Raw genomic sequence first — 20035 nt, 5'->3', positions numbered from 1 at the left:
ACCAAGCCAAACCATCCATGGACCAATGGCCAGGTCGAACGGATGAACCGAACGATCAAGGAAGCGACGGTGAAGCGATACCATTACGACAGCCACGACCAACTGTGCACGCCCCTCGCCGAGCCTGCAACTTCGCACGCAGGCTGAAGACACTCGGCGGCCTCACGCCCTACGAATCCATCTGCAAGATCTCGACTTCCGAGCCTGATCGATTCATCCTGAATCCGTTCCACCACATGCCGGGACTAAATACCTAGATGTCACCTGAATCCGGCGTTTAGGACTTGTTTTTTCTCATTGAAGGCACTTTGGCAGATCGCAATCAGAAAAACGGGGCAACATGCGTCACCCCGTTTCCCGTGGTCATCCCGATGCGGGGTCGAAGCGCAGCGGGACGAACTCTGATGTCCCGAGGCCGTCCCGTTATTTGGTCAGCACAGCAGCTGCGCCTCGTGCTTTTTCAGAGAGCGGCGGGCGGCGCCATAAGCGCGCAGACCTTCGGTGTGCTCCAGTTCGGGGAACAGCTCGAAAATCTCCTGACGCTGGTCTTCGTCCATCGCGCCAAGCGTCATGTCACCGGGCTGGAAGCTTTCGGTCCAGGCGCCGTTGGACAGCACGACCTCGTGGTTGTCGAACATCATGTGGATGTAGGTGACGCCCAGCGTGCCGATCTCGTCCACCCCGTCAAGGCCGGTGAGATGCTTGGCGGCGGCCAGCACTTCGCGCTCCTCGAAATACAGCGCGGTCTTGTCGTTGGCGACCAGCACGCGGTGGTTGGGCGACACCAGCAGGTCGTGTTCGGGCAGATTGCGCCCCAGCGCACCCGCCTGGATCAGCACCGGGCGCAGGTGCGGTTTGCGCGCCAGATCGTGCCCGGTCAGTTCCCTGTTGCCGATCCAGCGGATTTCCTGAATGCCGTTGTCGCGGGTGATGACCCGGTCCCCGACCTCAAGATCCTCGACCAGTCGCTCGCCCTGCGGCGTGGCGATCAGGGTGCCGGGGGTAAAGCAGGGCAGAACCTCGACGCTGACATTCGCTTCGCTCTCGCCGCCGTTGCCGTCGCTGACGCTGTAGGTGAACGTGTCATAGAAGCTGCCGTCGGTGTAGCCATCCGGGGTGGCGTCCGATGTGTAGGTGACGGTGCCGTCCGCGTTCAGGGTGACGCTGCCAAAGTCGGCCTCGCCCACCGCGGTGACGGTCAGCGGATCGCCTTCGGGATCGGTGTCGTTCAGCGTCGGATCGACAGTCTGCGAGGTGTAGAGCGACGTCGCATACACATCGTCGACCGCCGTCGGCGCGGTATTGCCGCCAGGCCCGGTATCGTCGCCGGTGGTCACGGTGATGACGCCGTCATCCGCGCCACCCTGCCCGTCGTCAACGGTGTAGGGGATGGTATCGTCACCGGTAAAGCCATCATCGGGCGTATAGGTGTAGGTGCCGTCGCCATTGTCGGTCAGCGTGCCGTTGTCCGGATCGCCGATGTCGGACACGTCAAGCGGGTCGCCGTCGGCATCGGTGTCGTTCGCGGTCGGATCGAAGGTGACCGGCGTGTCGATCCCAGTCGGGACCGAATCGTCAACGGCAACCGGCGGCGTGTTGTCAACGGGGCAGGTATCGTCGCCGGTGGTCACGGTGATGACGCCGTCGTCGGTGCCGCCATTGCCATCATCGACGGTGTAGGGGATGGTGTCTTCGCCGGTAAAGCCGTCGTCGGGCGTGTAGGTAAAGGTGCCGTCGCCGTTGTCGGTCACGGTGCCATAGTCCGGATCGCCCACGGTGCCGGTCAGTTCGTCCCCATCCACATCGGTGTCATTGCCGGTGGGATCGAAGGTGACGGGCGCGCCCGGATCGGTGGACACATCGTCATCGACAGCGACCGGGTCGTCGTTCACCGGGGTAACGGTGATGTCGACAACCGCGTCATCGGTGTTGCCGGTCGGATCGGCGACCGTATAGGACACTTGCGCCTCGCCATTGTAGTTTTCGTCGGGCGTGAAGGTCAGCGTGCCGTCGTCGTTGATGGTGACGGCGCCATTGGTCGCGGTGGCGCCGGTCACCGTCAGCGCGCCGCCTTCGGGATCGCTGTCGTTGTCGAGCACATTGATCACGACCGCGACGTCCTCGGGCGTGGTGACGGTATCGTCTGCGGCCATGGGCGGCAGATCCTCCGCGTCGACGGTCGAAAACGACACGTCCGAGATCAGCACACCCTGGGTGGCATCTCCGCCGTTCTCGTAGACGATCTCGATGCGCGAGACGGGGCCGGCAATATCGACCTGAAGCGTGCCGTTCTGATCGGCAAAGGATGTGATCGTATCGCCGGTGGCGGTGTCCCCATCGACCGAGGTCGTGCCGCCAAGCGGGGTGATCGTCACCTCGGTGGCGTTGCCCCCGGCATCATAGGCCAGCACGGTCACATAGTCCTGGAAACCGGTCGCGGGGTTGCCGCCGTCGGCATATTCCACCAGGTCGCCCAGATCGGAGCCGGCGCCGCCGTCCACGTCGTTCAGCACGAAGGTGACATTCTGCACCGCGTCGCCATAGGCCTCGTCGGTCGCGTTGAAATCCAGAACCGTTGTCGAGGTCGAAGAGATCGTGCCGCCGCCATCGCCGCCCAGCCCGAACAGCTTGAGGTGCGAATTGGGGTCGATCCCGGACCCTTCGGGCACATGGCCGTCGTAGGTCGCGGTAAACGCCTGCGCCTCATCGTCCTGTGCGGTGAAGGTGATGTCGACGGCAACTCCGCCCGTATCAACCGTCGTGGTGACCGCGTCCGCCGCGGTATCATCAAGATTGGTGCCGTAAGCACCCAAAGCGTTCCAGTCCAGAACCAGATCAGCCATGATTTTCGACCCTCATTACGTCGGCGCCGGGTAATGCCGGGCCACATCCACCTTGACGGTACCTTTGGGGCGCCGCCTCAATCTCATCGCTCGTCATGCCTGCAAGGTGTTGCGGACGGATCGCGCGCCTTTGCCCACATTATTCGCGTGGGCGAAGATCTTACGTCGCGGCGGAGCCTTTCGCCCTGCGCATCCCTTCCGCATCCTCGCGGATGCCTGCGTTCAGCGGCCGCCCCCGTGGCCAGATGTCTTCACCCCCAGTTGGGCTTGCACAGAGTAATAGGGGTCGGCGTGTCCCGGACAAAGAACAAAATGTAGAGATCTATGCCGGTTCGACCGCGACCGCCCGCTTTCGAAACAGATTTTTAACAAGCTTTACGGAAACTTGAACGACTATTGTTTCCATTTCATCCCGACGCCCTGCGCGCCATTTCCCAATGATTCAAAGGCAAATCCAAAGCCCCCGACCACCATCGCGGCCCGGAATTTCCGCCGTAACGGAAACAATCCCGATATCGAGGTCGGCAGAAAATCGCCTGCGCTCTCGGGAACGATTGTGGCGGAACCTGTCGCCATCGCGTGGTCAATCCGCGTTGCCCGTCAGGATTGGACACCGTCCTGTCGAAGACAAGGTAAACGCTGTGCGAATCATCCGGGCGGAATGTGGCGAAATCCGGGCAAGGCGCCCCCTTCGCCACATTTCCGCTGCGCCGGTGGGTCAGCCGACGTTGGCGATCCAGCGACACTGATAGGGCGCCATGCGCACCGGCCCCGGCGTGATCGCTTCGCCGCTCAGCAGGTCGATCCAGGTTTCGTCGGCGATCAGGTTCAGATCGCCCTCGGGGATCTCGACCGTGTCCGCGCTGACATTGTGCAGGGTAAAGATCGACTGCGACCGGTCCAGCGCCTGGCGCCACAAGCCAAAGATCCTGCGATCGACGTTCAGCGTGAACTGCGTGGCATTGGGATGGAACCCCGGCTGTTGCGCGCGCAGCTTCAGCCGTTCGGACAGGGCCGCCAGAACGCGGGCATGGACGGTGTCGGGATCGTTCAGCTTGTCGATCAGCGCGGGGTAATCCCAGCGGTGCCGGTTGATCGCCCGGTTCATGCCGCGCCGCTCGACCGCGTCCAGATCGTTGGGCGTGGCCAGCATCGAATGGATGTAGAACGCCGGGATCCCTTCCAGCGACATCGGGATGGTCTGCGAACACAGGAAACGATCAAGGTGATGATCGTCGGGCCCTTCGAAGGTCCGGCCCATCGCTTCGAAATAGGAGCAGTTCAGCTCGTAGGGCGCTTCGCCCCCGCCGGGCAGCGAGCGCATCGACACCCGCCCGCCGATCGCGCGGATCGTATCAATCATCCTGCCGATCTCGGGGGGCGGTATCAGACCTTCGGCCGGGCGCATCCCGATGCCGTCATGCGACGCGGTGAAGTTCAGATAGGCGCAGCCCAGCGGCGCGGGCGGCATGGTGCGCTGCCAGTCGATCAGGTATTTCGCGTCGCCCGACATCATCGCGTGCAGGATCAGCGGCGGCAGCGGAAAGTTGTAAACCACATGCGCTTCGTTGCGGTGACCGAAATAGCTGAGGTTTTCCGCCTTGGGCACATTGGTTTCGGTCAGCAGGATCACCGTTTCGCTGGCGTAATCCATCAACAGCCGCATCAGTTGGATCACCGCGTGGGTCTGCGGCAGGTGAATGCAGTTGGTGCCGAGCTGCTTCCACAGAAAGGCCACCGCATCCAGCCGGATGATGCGCACGCCCTCGTCGATGTGCAGCCGGATGATGCGCAGGATCTCCAGCAGCACTTCGGGGTTGCGGAAATCAAGGTCGACCTGATCGTGGCTGAAGGTGCACCAGACGTAGCGTGTGCCCATCGCCGTTTCGACCTCTTGCAACAACGGGGTCGTGCGCGGCCGCGTCACCATGCTCAGGTCGTCATCGGGCGAGGCTTCGAAGAAGAACTTGTCATAGGGTTTTTGCCCCTGCCGGTAGGCGTTGAACCACACGCCCTGGCTGGACACATGGTTCAGAACCAGATCCGACATCAGGTGGAATTCCTGCGCGATGCGGCGCACGTCCGACCATTCGCCCAGCTGCGGATTGACCTTGCGGTAATCCGTCACCGCGAACCCGTCATCGGACGTAAAGGGAAAGAACGGCAGGATATGCACGCCGTTCACCACCCCCTTCATATGCGACGATAGGAAATCATGCATCAGGTCCAGCGGTTTGTGGGTGCCGTCGATCAGGCTGTCACCGTAGGTGATCAGCACCGCGTCGTTCTGCGACCACAGATTGTTGCCCGGCTTGCGCGGTTGCTTGCGACGGTGCAGATCGTCCGGCCAGAACGCCTCGACCACCTGACTGCCCAGGATGGGCGTGTCCACATCCGGATAGATAAAGCCCAGCAACTCGGACAATCTGGCGCTGAAGGATTTCACGGTCATGAGATCTCCCGGGTCCCCGTCTGAAGTCATGCGCCTGCGTCAGGGCGCCAGCAAGTAGCCTTCCCGCCCCGCCAGCCGCAACAGGACGCGCTTGGCCAAGGGTTAAGCACTTGCAAGAAAGCGCACAAGCGAAAACCCGGTCCGGGCGCGCGCACCGCGCCCCCCGCGCCCGAAACCGCGCCGGCAGCGTTCCTGTGGCCCAAAATATGCCGTTGGGGGGGCGTACCGTGCGGGGCAGCCCCCGTCACCCCCGCCGAACGTTCAGCGCTTTTCGCGCAGACGGATCGCCCCGGCCTTTTCCGCCAGATCGCGGGCAATCGCATAGGCGCCCTTGATCTTGTCGCTGTCGCGCGCCCAGTCGCGCCGCACCACGATCTTGTTGTCCTTGATCCTGGCCAGACCGTTTTCGCCCTGAATGAACGCGACCAGCCCTTCGGGTTTGGCGAACTTGTCGTTGTGAAACTGAATCGTCACACCCTTTGGCCCCGCGTCCAGCTTGGCAATCCCGGCGCGCTTGCACATGTCCTTGATCCGCACCACCAGCAGCAGCGTGTTCACCTCTTTGGGCAACTTGCCGAAGCGGTCGATCAATTCGGCGGCAAAACCTTCCAGTTCGACCTTGGTGGTCAACCCGGACAGGCGCCGATAGAGCCCCAGCCGCACGTCCAGATCCGGCACATAGGCCTCGGGGATCAGCACGGGCACGCCCAGATTGATCTGCGGCGCCCATTGGCCGCCCTCGTCCAGCAAGCCCTCGGTTTCGCCCGAGCGGATCTTGGCGATCGCTTCCTCCAGCATGGACTGGTACAGCTCGTAGCCCACGTCCTTCATCTGGCCCGACTGTTCCTCGCCCAGCAGGTTGCCCGCCCCGCGAATATCGAGGTCCTGGCTGGCCAGCGTGAACCCCGCCCCCAGCGTATCCAGCGCGCCAAGAACACGCAGCCGTTTTTCCGCCGTGTCGGTCAACTTGGTGCGCGGCCTGGTGGTCAGATAGGCATAAGCGCGGGTTTTCGACCGCCCCACCCTGCCGCGGATCTGATACAGTTGCGCCAGGCCGAACATATCGGCCCGGTGCACGATCATGGTGTTCGCGGTGGGAATATCCAGGCCCGATTCCACGATGGTCGTGGCCAGCAGCACATCGTATTTACCGTCGTAAAAGGCGTTCATCTTTTCATCCAGGTCGCCCGCCGCCAGTTGCCCGGTGGCGACGACGAACGACACTTCGGGCACTTGTTCGCGCAGGAATTCCTCGATTTCCGGGATGTCCGAAATGCGTGGAACCACATAGAAACTCTGGCCGCCGCGGTAGTGTTCGCGCAACAGCGCCTCGCGGATGGTGACGGGATCGAATTCCGACACATAGGTGCGGATCGACAACCGGTCGACGGGGGGCGTGCCGATGATCGACAGGTCGCGGACCCCCGACAGTGACAATTGCAAGGTGCGCGGAATCGGCGTCGCGGTCAGCGTCAGCACATGAATGTCGGATCGCAACTCCTTGAGCCGCTCCTTGTGACCCACCCCGAAATGCTGTTCCTCGTCGATGATCAGCAGGCCAAGGTTCTGGAAGCGGATGCCCTTGGCCAGCAGCGCGTGGGTGCCAACGGCAATATCGACAGTACCCCTGGTGATCCCCTCGCGCGTTTTCGCCGCATCGCCCGAGGACACGAAACGCGACAGCGGCGCCACATTCAGCGGAAAGCCGCGGAACCGTTCGGCAAAGCTTTTGTAGTGCTGGCGCGCCAGAAGCGTGGTCGGCGCGATCACCGCCACCTGTTGCCCGGACATCGCGGCCACGAAGGCGGCGCGCATCGCCACTTCGGTCTTGCCAAAGCCCACGTCGCCGCAGATCAGCCGGTCCATCGGCTGCCCGCTGGTCATGTCGCCGAGCACATCCTCGATGGCGCTGACCTGATCGTCGGTTTCCGTGTAGGGGAAGCGCGCGCAGAAACTTTCCCAGGCGCCGGGGGGCGGGTCGATGACCGGCGCACGGCGCAACGCGCGCTCGGCAGCGACGCGGATCAGCTTGTCCGCCATCTCGCGGATGCGTTCCTTGAGCCGCGCCTTCTTGGCCTGCCACGCCCCCCCGCCCAGACGGTCGAGCAATCCGTTCTCATGCCCGTAACGCGACAGCAGTTCGATGTTTTCGACCGGCAGGTACAGCCGCGCGCTTTCTGCATAGTCCAGCAGCAGGCATTCATGCGCGGCCCCGGCGGCGGTGATCACCTCCAGCCCCTGATACCGCCCGATGCCGTGATCCACATGCACAACCAGATCGCCCGGCGACAGCGACTGCGCCTCGGTCAGGAAATTCTGCGCCTTGCGCCGTTTCCTGGGCGCGCGGATCAGCCGGTCGCCCAGCACGTCCTGTTCCGAGATCACCGTGATGCGGCATTGCTGGTCGCGAGCCGATCCGCCGCCGCCCCAGGGTGCCTCGAACCCGGTTTCCAAAGCCCAGACCGCCAGGTGCAGCCCGCGCTTGCCGATGCGGGTGGCGTTGCTGACGGGGACCGCGCCGGCCAGGCCTTCGTCTTCGATGAGACCCGTCAGGCGTTCGCGCGCCCCTTCGGACCAGGACGCGATCAGCACGGGGCCGTCCTGCATCCTTGCCCTGACGTGATCGGCCAGCGCCCCGAACAGGCTGATGTTCTCCTGCTGGCGCTCGGGGGCAAAGTTGCGCCCGATGCGACCGCCCGCATCCACCACGCCCGGCCCGGTGGCCTGCGGCAGCGGATGATACTGCACCCGGCGACGAGATGCGGTGGCCGCGTCCCACGCCGCCTCGTCCAGATACAACCGCCCCGGAGGCACGGGTTTATACACCGAATCCAGCCGGCCCTTCTGGGTCATGGCGTGGCGGCGGGTGTCGTACTGGTCTTGGATGCTGTCCCAGCGCGCGATCCGCGCCGGGGTCAGTTGGTCGTCCATCAGAACCGGCGCGTCCGGAAGATAGTCGAACAAGGTCTCCATCCGGTCGTGAAAGAACGGCAGCCAGTGTTCCATGCCCTGCTGCTTGCGCCCGGCGCTGACGGATTCATACAGCGGATCGTCACTGCCCCCCGCCCCGAATTCGATGCGATAGTTCTGGCGAAAGCGTGTGATCGACGCCTCGTCCAGGATCACCTCGGACACCGGGGCCAATTCGATGGCATCCAGCTTTTCGATGGTGCGCTGCGTGGCTGCGTCGAAACGGCGCGCGCCGTCCAGCACATCGCCAAACAGGTCAAGCCGCACCGGCCCGCCGTCGCCCGGCGGAAAGATGTCGATGATGCCGCCCCGGATCGCGTAATCGCCCGGCTCTGTCACCGTGGGCGCCTGCACGAATCCCATGCGCACCAGAAAGCCGCGCAGCGCGGCATCGTCCACCCGGTCGCCGACGCGGGCGGTAAACGCGGCCTGGCGCAGAATGTCGCGCGCGGGCAGGTATTGCGTCGCCGCCGACAGCGTCGTCAGCAGCACGAAACGGTCGGGCATCGTGTGGACCAGCGCCGCCAGCGTCGCCATGCGCGCGGCGGAAATGTCGGGGTTGGGCGACACCCGGTCATAGGGCAGACAATCCCAGCCGGGAAAGGTGATGACCGGCATGTCGGGCGCAAAGAACGCCAGCGCCTCGCGCAGCGCCGCCATGCGCTTGTCGTCGCGCGCGACATGAATCACCGGCCCGCCGGCTTTCCCGGCCTCGGACAGGACAAGCTGCGCGTCGAAGCCTTCGGGCGCGCCACCCATGACGATGCGGGAGGTCGGGGAGAGGGTTTGTACCATGAACCGGGATTTGGCGCGCCCGCGCCCGCCCGTCAACCGCTTAAAGCAGCCCCGCGCCCGCGCTGGTCAACCAAGGGCCTGATAGCTCATGTTCTGAAACATTCCCCACAGCGCGGTGACGAAGATCGACACCAGCCCGATCACCTGAACCCAGAACCGGTGCCGCGTCAGCTTGCGCCACAGATCCGGCCCCGAAATCGCGCCCTTCTGGATCTGCCGGGCCGCCCGCAGCGCAAGAAGCCCCACCAGCGACATCGGGAACGCCAGCAGGAACACCGCCTGCGCCAGTTCGACCCCGTACCGGAAACCCGACCACATCAAGGCGCTGAGGATCATCGGCCCGATGGCCGCCAGCCAGATCCCGGCGTCGTCCACGGTCATGACGATGCGGTTGACGTTGATCCGCACGAGATCCTCAAGATCCTGCGCCGCCTGTCCGCCATTGCGCCGCGCCCGGCCCACCATGTCAAAGGGCACCCCCAGCACCCAGTGGCTTGCCGTGGACCAGGTGACCGCAAGCGCGATCCAGTACCACATGTTGGAAAAAGACCGCAGGTCTATGGTCTCAAGAACGTTTTCGTACCAGTCCACTGAAGCCTTGGTCCCTCTTGCGCGCGGCCTATTGATGCAGGCGCGGTGCCCGGGCCTTGTGACAGCCGCCTTTCCATGCCACCCAAGAGCCGCGTTATCAAGAGAGGCCCCCGATGAAACCCAAGATTGCCGGTTTTCCCGCAACACGCCTGCGCCGCTTGCGCGCCACCCCGGCGGTGCGCGCGCTGGTGGCCGAAACGGTGCTAGGCCCCGCGGATTTCATCTGGCCGGTATTCGTGCGCGACGGCACGGACATCAGCGAACCCGTAACATCCATGCCCGGCGTCAACCGCCTGTCGGTCGACAAGGTGGTCGATGCCGCGCGCGAGGCCCACGCGCTTGGCATTCCCGCCATCTGTCTCTTTCCCTATACCGATCCGTCCAGGCGCAGCGAAGATGCCGCCGAAGCGTGGAATCCGGAAAACCTGTCCAACCGCGCCACCCGCGCCATCAAGGACGCGGTGCCCGACATCGCGGTGATGACCGACGTGGCGCTCGATCCCTATTCGTCGACCGGGCACGACGGGTTCGTGGTGGACGGCGAAATCGTCAATGACGAAACGGTCGAGGCGCTGGTGAAACAGGCGCTCAGCCAGGCCCGCGCGGGGTGCGACATCATCGGCCCCTCGGACATGATGGACGGGCGTATCGCGGCGATCCGCGCCGAACTGGAACGCGAAGGCTTCCGCAACACCGCGATCATGAGCTATTCGGCCAAATACGCGAGCGGCTTTTACGGCCCCTTCCGCGACGCCGTGGGCGCATCGGGCGCCCTGAAGGGCGACAAGCAGACCTATCAGATGCAGCCCGGCAATTCCGACGAGGCGATGCGCCTGATCGAACGCGACCTGTCCGAAGGCGCCGACATGGTGATGGTCAAACCGGGAATGCCCTATCTGGACATCTGCCGCCGAGCCAAGGACATGTTCGGCGCCCCGACCTTTGCCTATCAGGTGTCGGGCGAATACGCGATGCTGGCGGGTGCGTTCGATCGCGGCTGGCTGGATGGCGACAAGGTGATGCTGGAAAGCCTGATGGCATTCAAACGCGCGGGCTGCGACGGGGTGCTGACCTATTTCGCCCCGGCGGCGGCCCGGTTGCTGAACGGGTGACCACGCTTTCGCCTTCCGCCACGGGACTCTTGCGGAACTTTGCCGGGGCGGGAACATGCCGGGTGACACCCCGTCCCGGCTATTGTACCCTTCTCGTGCAACCGGCGGGACAGCCGGACGTCACCCCATCGACAGTCACGGCCCGACACAGACGGCCCAAGGCACAGGACTCGAGAGCAGACCGATGAACATGACCCGACGCAAGCTCACTCTCTCTCTGGGGGCGATGGGCGCACTTACAGCCTGCGGCAACGGTGTGGGAAGCACTGGCAGCTCGACGATCGACGCGCGCGTCGATTCCACGCTCAGCCAGATGTACTACCAGTTTCCCGGCACCGTTGACCTTGGCAAAAAGGCGTCCGGCATGCTGGTCATGCCGCTGGTGACCGAGGCGGGTCTTGGCCTTGGCGGCGCCTATGGGCGCGGCGCGCTGCGCGTGGGGGGCGTGACGGTCGACTATTATTCGATGGTCAAAGGCACCGGCGGGTTGCAGATCGGGGCGCAGCAATATGCGCATGTGCTGTTTTTCATGACCCAGGAGGCGCTGTCGAACTTCCGGCGCTCGCCGGGCTGGGCGGCCGGCGCAAACATCGAATACGCCACACCTGAAAAAGGCGAAACCCTCGCCGCCGAGACAACCACATCCATGTCTCCGGTCATCGCGGTGATCTTCGGGCAGTCCGGGCTGCGCCTGGGCGCGACACTGGAAGGCACGAAATACACACGCATCATTCCCTGACCCGCTTATCCACCAAAAAAAAGCAGGTGCGAACTTCTCAAGACGCTCAGCGGCTATTCCGCGAAGCGTGGAAAGCCAGGGTGAAGCCGAATGAGAACTGCTCGCCTCATCTGTTTGGCCAGAGGGTCGTGAAAAATCTGCAAAGCACTTGCTGATTGGTCACGGGTTAGCCCCCTCACGCAGTCGCCAATGGCGGAAGAAGATCCAATCAAGTTCGTTGCGGCGCAGGACGCGCAAGCTATCTACGGCCTTCTCCGGCGTCATCGGCGCACCGAAACGAGCTTTCGGGGCATAGTTTTCCCGGCCCTCGTCGATAGCATGATCATGATGTCGAATGTGGGCTTCGACGTCTTTCTTGGTGATCCTCACCAGGCGGTCAATCTCTATGCGTATGACCGGTGAAATGACTTCAACCGCGTGCCGCACCGCTCCGAGAAAACGGGGGTCGGAGGTCACATCCATTTCGCACTCGCGCGGTTGGTCGCGCCAAAGGACGGGTTCTGCCTGCTCGGTCCAGCGGCCCTCGGCGCCGATGAGCCCGAGGGCGATTGGGACCGACGACACCTCATCGTTGGCGCGCGGGTCCCATGCCTTGGGCTGGCAGGATGTTCGGCGGAGGCGGGGGCGGCGCGTTGATAACCCGCCATGGCGTCCGAGGAGGTGGACTCGTTCCGTCCGGCAAACGGGAAGTGAGCTTGTTCTGCTGTTCGGCCAGCCGGAGAACCGCGATGCATATGTCGTCCCACCGAGGGAGGTGTTCCGGGCGTTTTGGATTTTCCCGGCGAATAGCGCCTCCGCTGATCTCTGTCGCCTCGCCGAGCGCCATCAGAGCCTCACAACCAATCTGGTAGGCTGTCGAAAACTTGTGCTGCCAACCATGATCAATGCGTGGCAGATTTCCCGAAAGAAAGGAGATCACCGGTGCCACCCGGTCCGTGTCAGGGTCTTTTCATCTTCGGGACGCCTCTCTTCCGTGATGCCGTTGCACGAGACGCTTGCGGGCATTCAGCCGCGAAGCGGAACGCAAATATCACGCTGTCCCGGATAGATAGCAATGCTCAGGACCAGCACAGACCATATTCCCTTGATCGGCGCACTTGTTTACCGACCGCGCCCTGAAGCAGCACGCGCATCTGGTCAACCACCGGGATCGGGCGCCAGATCGTGGTCGATTTCTCCCGCTCGATTCCGGCATTCGTTGTCCATTGCTTGACCACTTCCCGGACAGGGTCCTGGTGGTTCCATCGCCAGACGATCTCGTCGAGGTATCGCTGGAGGCGTTTTCTGCCAAGGGTGTGACAAACCCCAGCCAGGGCACGCTGCAGTTGGGAGATCACGGCTTCAGCCGGTTTCACATGCGCGCCGGTCTCCGTATTGGCATATTCTTTCAGGCTGTGAATCACATGCTGGTGATCCGCCATGGTCTGTCCCAAGCCTCGATAGCTCTTGCTGCCATCGGTCATCAGGCTGGTTGTCGCCGGGTCGATCCATTCCAGGAAAACCGGTTCCAGTGTCGCCGGCTGATCATTGCGGACGACCCGCGCGCGTGCCTGCCCATCGCGAGAGGCGGCCACGAAGATCAGCGGCTTACCAGAGTGCCCCTGCCGGGTGGGTTGTAGGCACCCGAGAGGGATTTCGGTGCCCCTCCGACATACGTCTGATCTCCCTCGACAATGTCTTCCAGTGGCATCAACCCACCGTTCCGGTCATCCATCATTTCCCGAATGGCAGGCCCCATCTTCCAAGCAGTTTTCTGGTTCACTCCCAGTAACCGTGCCATCACGACTGAGGAGATGCCCTTGCTCGATGTCAAGCACCACGAACATCGCGCAGATCCAGATCCGGTGGTCGAGTTTGGTGCCGTGCATCGGGGTGAGCGTTGTGACAGTGAACTGAAAGTCGGCAGTCTCGACACTGATAAAGACCAGGCCGACAAGTCCGGCCGCGAAGAGCAGAGGAGGCAACCGACCCGCAATGGGGACAATGCCGACCAATGGGCCAGATGATCCCTTCCTGGTACCGCCGTGCGTGCAGCTCGCCCGGCATGCGCTTCCAGATGTCCGGGATCGACTTGAGATCGGCGATCATCAGGCTTCACCACTCGTTTCGACAGCCGGACAATCTTGGCCATATGTCCGCCGCACGAAGCAGAAGCTGCAAGACAGAGCAAAATAAGACAAAACTTCCGAAATACTACGCCTTCTCAGTGACTTGTACTATTGGCTGCTTTTTTTCTCGTGGATAAGTGGGAAGCCTGATGGCCCGCATGGAAAGCGGCGCCGCCGCGCGCGTCTTCCGCGTGTAATTCCCGGCTTGCAAAAGGGGGCAGCGCCCCCTGCTGCGCTTTCAGTGATAGTGGAACTCTCCGACCACATGGCGCCATTCGCCCGATGACAGCATCTTGCGATGGGTAAAGCGCACCGAATGCAGCGGCCCTTCGATGCTGTCCTGCCAGAATTCGATAAAGCCGAACAGCTTTGGATGGTCCGGCGCAAGGTCGTATTCCTGCCAGACGAAGCTGTTCAGAACATTTCGATAATCGGGCATGCGGTAGAACAATTCGGCGGTTGTCAGCCCGTATCCCTTTAGCATGAGTTCGGTCGGTGTTTCCTGCATCGCTTTACCTCGTCACGGTCCTGTCATAGAAGGATGCCGCGCGAGTCGTTATCTTTCAATGAAAACAGTCTGTTATCAGGTGGGCGATGTGGCTGCCAGAAAACCGGGCGCGCGGCCATTGCGCGCAACATCCTGTCTCTGATATAGATCGGCTCAACTAGATATAGCATCAGAACAGACAGGCGAGCCTCGTGACCGATACGCCGGAACCCCCTGAAAACGACGCAGAAATGGGCGGCCCCGAACGGCCGGCCTATTCTGGCCCCGGAATCTCGATCATCGAGGAGATGAAGTCGAGCTATCTCGACTACGCGATGAGCGTGATCGTGTCCCGTGCCATTCCCGACCTGCGCGACGGGCTGAAACCCGTGCATCGCCGCATCCTTTATACCATGTGGGAAAACGGCCAGACCCGCGCCAAGGGCTATCGCAAATGCGCCACCGCCGTGGGCGACGTGATGGGCCGCTATCACCCGCACGGGGACAGCGCGATCTATGATGCGCTGGTGCGCATGGCGCAGGATTTCTCGATGTCGCTGACGCTGATCGACGGTCAGGGCAACTTTGGCTCGATGGATGGCGACCCGCCCGCCGCCTACCGTTATACCGAGGCGCGGCTGCAACGATCCGCCGAGGCGCTGCTTGAAGACATCGACAAGGACACCGTCGATTTCGTCATGAACTACGCCAACGAACGGCTGGAGCCGGTGGTGCTGCCCGCGCGCTACCCCAACATCCTTGTGAACGGGTCCGAAGGCATCGCGGTCGGCATGGCCACGCGCATTCCGCCGCATAACCTGGGCGAGGTGATCGACGCGACGCTGGCGCTGATCGAAAACCCTGATCTGACGTCCGAGCAGCTGATCGACTACATCCCTGCCCCCGACTTTCCCACCGGCGGCGTGATCCTCGGTCGCTCTGGCGCGCGCAAGGCGTATCTGGAGGGGCGCGGCAGCGTCATCATCCGCGCCAAGACCCGGATCGAGGAAATTCGTCGCGACCGCTATGCCGTCGTCATCGACGAAATCCCCTATCAGGTAAACAAGGCGGTGATGATCGAACGCATCGCCGAGGCGGTCCGCGACAAGAAGATCGACGGCATCGCCCATGTTCAGGACGAATCGGATCGCTCCGGCGTGCGCGTCGTCGTCGAACTGAAACGCGATGCCACCGCCGAGGTGGTGCTCAACCAGCTTTACCGGTTCACCCCGATGCAGACGTCGTTTGGCTGCAACATGCTGGCGCTGAACGGCGGCAAGCCCGAACAGCTTACGCTGCGGGCCTTTCTGACCGCCTTCCTCGATTTCCGCGAAGACGTCGTGGCGCGCCGCACCGCCTATCTGCTGCGCAAGGCGCGTGAGCGGGCGCATATCCTGTGCGGACTGGCCGTGGCCGTCAGCAACGTCGACGAGGTGGTGCGCACCATCCGCCAGTCGGTGGACGCCGCCGAGGCGCGGGAAAAGCTGATGACCCGCCGCTGGCCGGCCGAGGAAATCCTGCCCTATATCGCGCTGATCGACGACCCGACCCACAAGGCCAACGACGACGGCACCTATAACCTGTCCGAAACCCAGGCCCGCGCCATTCTGGAACTGCGGCTGCAACGCCTCACCCAGCTGGGCGTCAAGGAAGTGACCGACGAACTCGAGGAACTCGCGGGCAAAATCCGCGAATACCTCGACATCCTGTCGAGCCGCGAACGCATCATGCAGATCGTCACCGATGAAATGGCCGCCGTGCGCGACCTGCACGCGGTGCCGCGCCGGACCGAAATCATCGACTGGGCGGGCGACCTGGAAGACGAAGACCTGATCGAACGCGAAGACATGGTCGTGACCGTCACCGCCGAGGGCTACATCAAGCGCACTCCGCTGGCCGATTTCCGCGCGCAAAAGCGCGGCGGCAAGGGCGTGTCGGGCGGGTCGATGAAAGAGGATGACGTGGTCACCCAGCTGTTCGTGGCCAACACCCACACGCAGCTGCTGTTCTTTACCACCGCCGGCATGGTCTACAAGCTCAAGACGTGGCGTCTGCCGCAGGGCGGGCGCACATCCAAGGGCAAGGCCATCGTCAACATCCTGCCGATCCCGCAGGGGGTTTCCGTGGCGGCCATCATGCCGGTCGATCGGGACGAGGCGGATTGGGACGATCTTCAGATCGTCTTCGCCACCTCCAAGGGATCGGTGCGCCGCAACCGTCTGTCGGATTTCACCAACGTCATGCGCAACGGCAAGATTGCGATGAAGTTCGACGGCGAAGAAGAAACGACGCGGCTCATCAACGCGCGCATCTGTTCCGAAGACGATGATGTCATGCTCGTCACCAATTCGGGCCGCGCGATCCGCTTTCCGGTGACCGAGGTGCGGGTGTTCAACTCTCGCAACTCGACCGGTGTGCGCGGCGTGAAACTGGCCGACGGGGCCGAGGTCGTGTCGATGTCGATCATTCGCCATTTCGAGGCGGAATCGGACGAACGCGCGTCATATCTCAAGATGCGCCGCCTGATGGCGGGCGTCACCGAGGATGACGTCTCTGACGAGGAAGGCAACGCCGACACACCCCTGCCGCAGGAACGCTATGCCGAAATGTCGGCGGCCGAAAACCTGATCCTGACCATTACCGCCAAGGGGCTGGGCAAGCTGACCTCTTCGTTGGATTACCCGGTACGCGGCCGGGGCGGCATGGGGGTCACAGCCTGGGAAAAATCCATGCGCGGCGGCGAGATCGTGGCGTCGTTCCCGGTGCAGATGGAAGACCAGATCATGCTGGCCACTTCGACCGGGCAGTCGATCCGGGTGCCGGTGGATGGCATTTCCTTCCGCTCACGCAGCGCCGGCGGCGTCAAGGTTTTCAACACCCGCGCCGGTGAAACCGTGGTATCGGTCGCCTGGATCGCCGAACAGGACGACGACGAAGACACGCCCGAAGACTGATCCCCGCACCATCGGGGGCAGACCAGGCCGCAGGGTCCGGCCGGCCTCCGGCGGGAGTTTACCCGGCAAGATGAAGACAAGGCGCCGCGCCCCGGCTTCATCTTGCCCCTTGAACTCCGGGGGGCCCGCAGGGCGGGGGCAGCGCCCCCTCTGCCCTTTGTCAAATCACGCCACAGCACCTTTGCACAGGACGGGGGCAGCCCCATATTCATGACATGCTGCGCTTTACCCCGATCCTGCTGGCGATCCTTTACGCCATCGTCATGTACCGCTTTTCAAGCTGGCGCACGGCGCGCGCGCTTGACGAAAGATCGACCGAGCTGGCGGACCCGACGCTGGGCGCCCTGACCAAACGCATGGCCGACGCGCTGGACCTACCCCGCATCCGCGTGAATATCTACGAAATCGAGCCGGTGAACGGATTGGCCGCGCCGGACGGGCGGATTTTCATCACGCGTGGATTTTATGACCGCTACCGCGCGGGCGAGGTCACCGCCGAAGAGCTGGCCTCGGTCATTGCGCATGAGCTTGGGCATGTGGCGCTCGGGCATTCTCGGCGGCGGATGATCGACTTTTCCGGCCAGAACGCCATTCGCACCGCGCTTGCCATGGTGCTCAGCCGGTTTCTGCCGGGCATCGGCACCGTGATTGCCAATGCCCTGACCACGCTGCTGGCCGCGCGCCTGTCGCGCGGCGACGAGTACGAGGCCGACGCCTACGCCGCCGCCCTTCTGCACAAGGCCGGCATCGGGGTGGCCGCGCAGAAATCGCTGTTTCGCAAGCTTGAGGCGCTGACCCAGGGACGCGGCGGCGCGGTTCCGGCCTGGCTGCTGTCCCATCCGAAGACCGGCGAACGCATCGCCGCGCTGGAAACGCTTGAAGCGCGCTGGCGGACGGTTCCCAAAACCTGACGCGCGCTTGACACCTCTGCCCGCGCGGGCCAGAACGCGGACCGAACCATATACCCGCAACCGGGCGTTCCGTGGGCGCCAAACCGACGAGGAGAGCCAGCACATGGCCCAGATTACCCTCACCTTTCCCGATGGCAATGCGCGCGAATACGAGGCCGGCATCACGCCTGCCGCTGTCGCCGGGTCGATCTCGAAATCGCTGTCGAAAAAAGCCATTTCTGCGACCGTGAACGGCGCGCACTGGGATCTGCAATGGCCCATCGACACCGACAGCGCCATTGCGATCAACACGCTGCAAGACGAAGACCCGGCGCTGGAACTGATCCGTCACGATCTGGCCCATGTCATGGCGCGCGCCGTACAGGAAATCTGGCCCGACACCAAGGTCACCATCGGACCGGTTACCGAACACGGCTGGTTTTACGATTTCGACCGCGCCGACCCGTTCACACCCGAGGATCTGGGCGCAATCGAGGCGAAGATGAAAGAGATCATCAACGCCCGTGATGTGGTGAAGACCGAAATCTGGGACCGTGCCCGCGCGCGCAAGCATTACGAGGACAACGGCGAGCCTTACAAGGTCGAGCTGCTGGATCGTATCCCCGAAGACGCGCCCATTCGCATGTACTGGCATGGCGACTGGCAGGATCTGTGCCGCGGGCCGCATCTTGCGCACACCGGGCAGCTGCCCGCGGACGCATTCAAGCTGATGGGCGTGTCGGGCGCCTACTGGTTCGGCGATGTGAACCGCCCCATGCTACAGCGCATTTCGGGCGTCGCGTTCCGCAACCGGCAGGAATTGCAGAAATACCTGACCTTTCTCGAAGAGGCTGCCAAGCGCGATCACCGCAAGCTGGGCCGCGAGATGGATCTGTTCCATCTTCAGCCCGAAGCGCCGGGTCAGATCTTCTGGCATCCCAACGGTTGGACGGTCTACACCGGCCTTCAGGATTACATGCGCCGCATGCAGCGCCGCGACGGCTATGTCGAGGTGAACACGCCGCAGGTCGTCAACCGCAAGCTCTGGGAGGAATCCGGGCATTGGGATAACTACCGCGAGAACATGTTCGTGGTGGAGGTCGACGAAGAAGGCGCAAAGGAAAAGACCGTCAATGCGCTCAAGCCGATGAACTGCCCGTGCCATGTGCAGATCTTCAATCACGGTCTGAAATCCTATCGCGATCTGCCGCTGCGCATGGCCGAATTCGGCTCGTGCAACCGCTATGAACCCTCGGGCGCGCTGCATGGCATCATGCGGGTGCGCGGCTTTACCCAGGACGATGCGCATATTTTCTGCACCTTCGATCAGGTCGAGGCGGAATCGAAGAAGTTCATCGAATTTCTTGCCCGTATCTACGACGATCTGGGCTTTCACAACTGGCGCGTCAAGCTTTCGACCCGCCCCGACAAACGCGTCGGGTCCGAGGAAAGCTGGGACCGGATGGAAGAGGCGCTTGCCAATGCCTGCAAGGCGGCAAGCCGCGAATTCGATATTTTCCCCGGCGAAGGCGCGTTTTATGCGCCGAAGCTGGAATTCGTGCTCACCGATGCCATCGGGCGCGACTGGCAGTGCGGCACTCTGCAGCTTGATCCCAACCTGCCCGAACGGCTGGATGCCAGCTATATCGGGCACGATGGCGAAAAGCACCGCCCGATCATGTTGCACCGCGCGGTGCTTGGCAGTTTCGAGCGGTTCATCGGCATTCTGATCGAGGAGCACGCCGGCCGGTTGCCGTTCTGGCTGGCGCCACGTCAGGTGGTGGTGGCCTCGATCACCACCGAAGCCAATCCTTACGCCGACGATGTGGTTGCCGCACTGAAAGCTGTCGGCGTGCGCGCCGAAGCCGATACGCGCAACGAAAAGATCAACTACAAGGTCCGCGAGCATTCGGTTGGCAAGGTTCCGGTGATCCTTGCGGTCGGCGCGCGCGAGGTCGAGGAACGCACCGTCACCGTGCGCCGGCTTGGCGAAAAACAGACGCAGCTCGCCACGCTGGACGACATCGCCACGCAGCTTGCGGCCGAGACGACCCCGCCCGACCTGCGCTGACGCCGCACACCGGAAAAACCGCA

Annotated in this window: 11 protein-coding genes and 2 pseudogenes; 6 read left to right on the top strand and 7 right to left on the bottom strand. The window is 63.0% G+C overall.

Translation table 11 applies throughout. The annotated features are described in order from the left end of the window. Positions 1-257 (top strand): annotated as a pseudogene (locus tag ATI53_RS02460) (integrase core domain-containing protein); the annotation flags it as partial. A gap of 174 nt (positions 258-431) precedes the next feature. On the opposite strand, the gene ATI53_RS02455 reads toward ATI53_RS02460, so the two are convergent. From ATI53_RS02455 to ATI53_RS02440, 4 genes are all read right to left on the bottom strand, one after another. Then, positions 432-2843 (bottom strand): Ig-like domain-containing protein, encoded by a 2412-nt coding sequence (locus ATI53_RS02455; RefSeq protein ID WP_111549652.1) that lies wholly within the window; start codon positions 2841-2843, stop codon positions 432-434. A gap of 718 nt (positions 2844-3561) precedes the next feature. After that, positions 3562-5295, bottom strand: coding sequence for a sugar phosphorylase (locus ATI53_RS02450; protein ID WP_009505012.1), 1734 nt, complete (start codon positions 5293-5295; stop codon positions 3562-3564). A gap of 261 nt (positions 5296-5556) precedes the next feature. Beyond that, on the bottom strand, positions 5557-9060 hold the full coding sequence (mfd, locus tag ATI53_RS02445; RefSeq protein ID WP_240778533.1) for a transcription-repair coupling factor: 3504 nt from the start codon (positions 9058-9060) through the stop codon (positions 5557-5559). 66 nt (positions 9061-9126) lie between these two features. Then, entirely contained in the window at positions 9127-9651 is a 525-nt protein-coding gene (locus ATI53_RS02440) for a hypothetical protein (protein WP_009505008.1), read from the bottom strand. Positions 9652-9764: 113 nt separating this feature from the next. Between ATI53_RS02440 and hemB the strand changes: the two genes are divergently transcribed. Together hemB and ATI53_RS02430 are read left to right on the top strand one after the other, a co-directional pair. Beyond that, positions 9765-10763, top strand: coding sequence for a porphobilinogen synthase (hemB, locus tag ATI53_RS02435; protein ID WP_009505007.1), 999 nt, complete (start codon positions 9765-9767; stop codon positions 10761-10763). A 184-nt stretch (positions 10764-10947) separates the two neighbouring features. After that, on the top strand, positions 10948-11502 hold the full coding sequence (locus tag ATI53_RS02430) for a lipid-binding SYLF domain-containing protein (RefSeq protein ID WP_009505005.1): 555 nt from the start codon (positions 10948-10950) through the stop codon (positions 11500-11502). Positions 11503-11661: 159 nt separating this feature from the next. On the opposite strand, the gene ATI53_RS23580 is transcribed toward ATI53_RS02430, so the two are convergent. From ATI53_RS23580 to ATI53_RS02415, 3 genes and pseudogenes are all read right to left on the bottom strand, one after another. Further along, the gene (locus ATI53_RS23580) at positions 11662-11964 is read right to left on the bottom strand and encodes a hypothetical protein (protein ID WP_205912122.1); all 303 of its coding nucleotides are present in this window, start codon (positions 11962-11964) and stop codon (positions 11662-11664) included. Between the two features lie 596 nt (positions 11965-12560). Then, positions 12561-13590, bottom strand: a pseudogene (locus ATI53_RS02420) (IS1595 family transposase). A 258-nt stretch (positions 13591-13848) separates the two neighbouring features. Further along, entirely contained in the window at positions 13849-14118 is a 270-nt protein-coding gene (locus tag ATI53_RS02415) for an usg protein (protein WP_009504997.1), read from the bottom strand. Positions 14119-14309: 191 nt separating this feature from the next. On the opposite strand from ATI53_RS02415, the gene gyrA reads away from it, so the two are divergent. The 3 genes from gyrA (at position 14310) to thrS (ending at position 20012) form a co-directional block, all read left to right on the top strand. Next, positions 14310-17051, top strand: a complete 2742-nt coding sequence (gene gyrA, locus ATI53_RS02410) for a DNA gyrase subunit A (protein ID WP_009504996.1) — start codon at positions 14310-14312, stop codon at positions 17049-17051. 215 nt (positions 17052-17266) lie between these two features. After that, entirely contained in the window at positions 17267-17962 is a 696-nt protein-coding gene (locus ATI53_RS02405) for a M48 family metalloprotease (RefSeq protein WP_111549650.1), read from the top strand. 103 nt (positions 17963-18065) lie between these two features. Beyond that, a complete protein-coding gene (gene thrS, locus ATI53_RS02400) occupies positions 18066-20012 on the top strand; it encodes a threonine--tRNA ligase (RefSeq protein ID WP_111549649.1) in 1947 nt (648 codons plus the stop codon). Positions 20013-20035: the final 23 nt, after the last annotated feature.

The sequence above is a fragment of the Salipiger aestuarii genome (genome assembly GCF_003259905.1).
GTDB classification, from domain to species: Bacteria; Pseudomonadota; Alphaproteobacteria; order Rhodobacterales; family Rhodobacteraceae; genus Salipiger; species Salipiger aestuarii.
The sequence above is the reverse complement of the archived record's forward strand: the minus strand, read 5'-3'. Positions and strand labels throughout refer to the sequence as shown.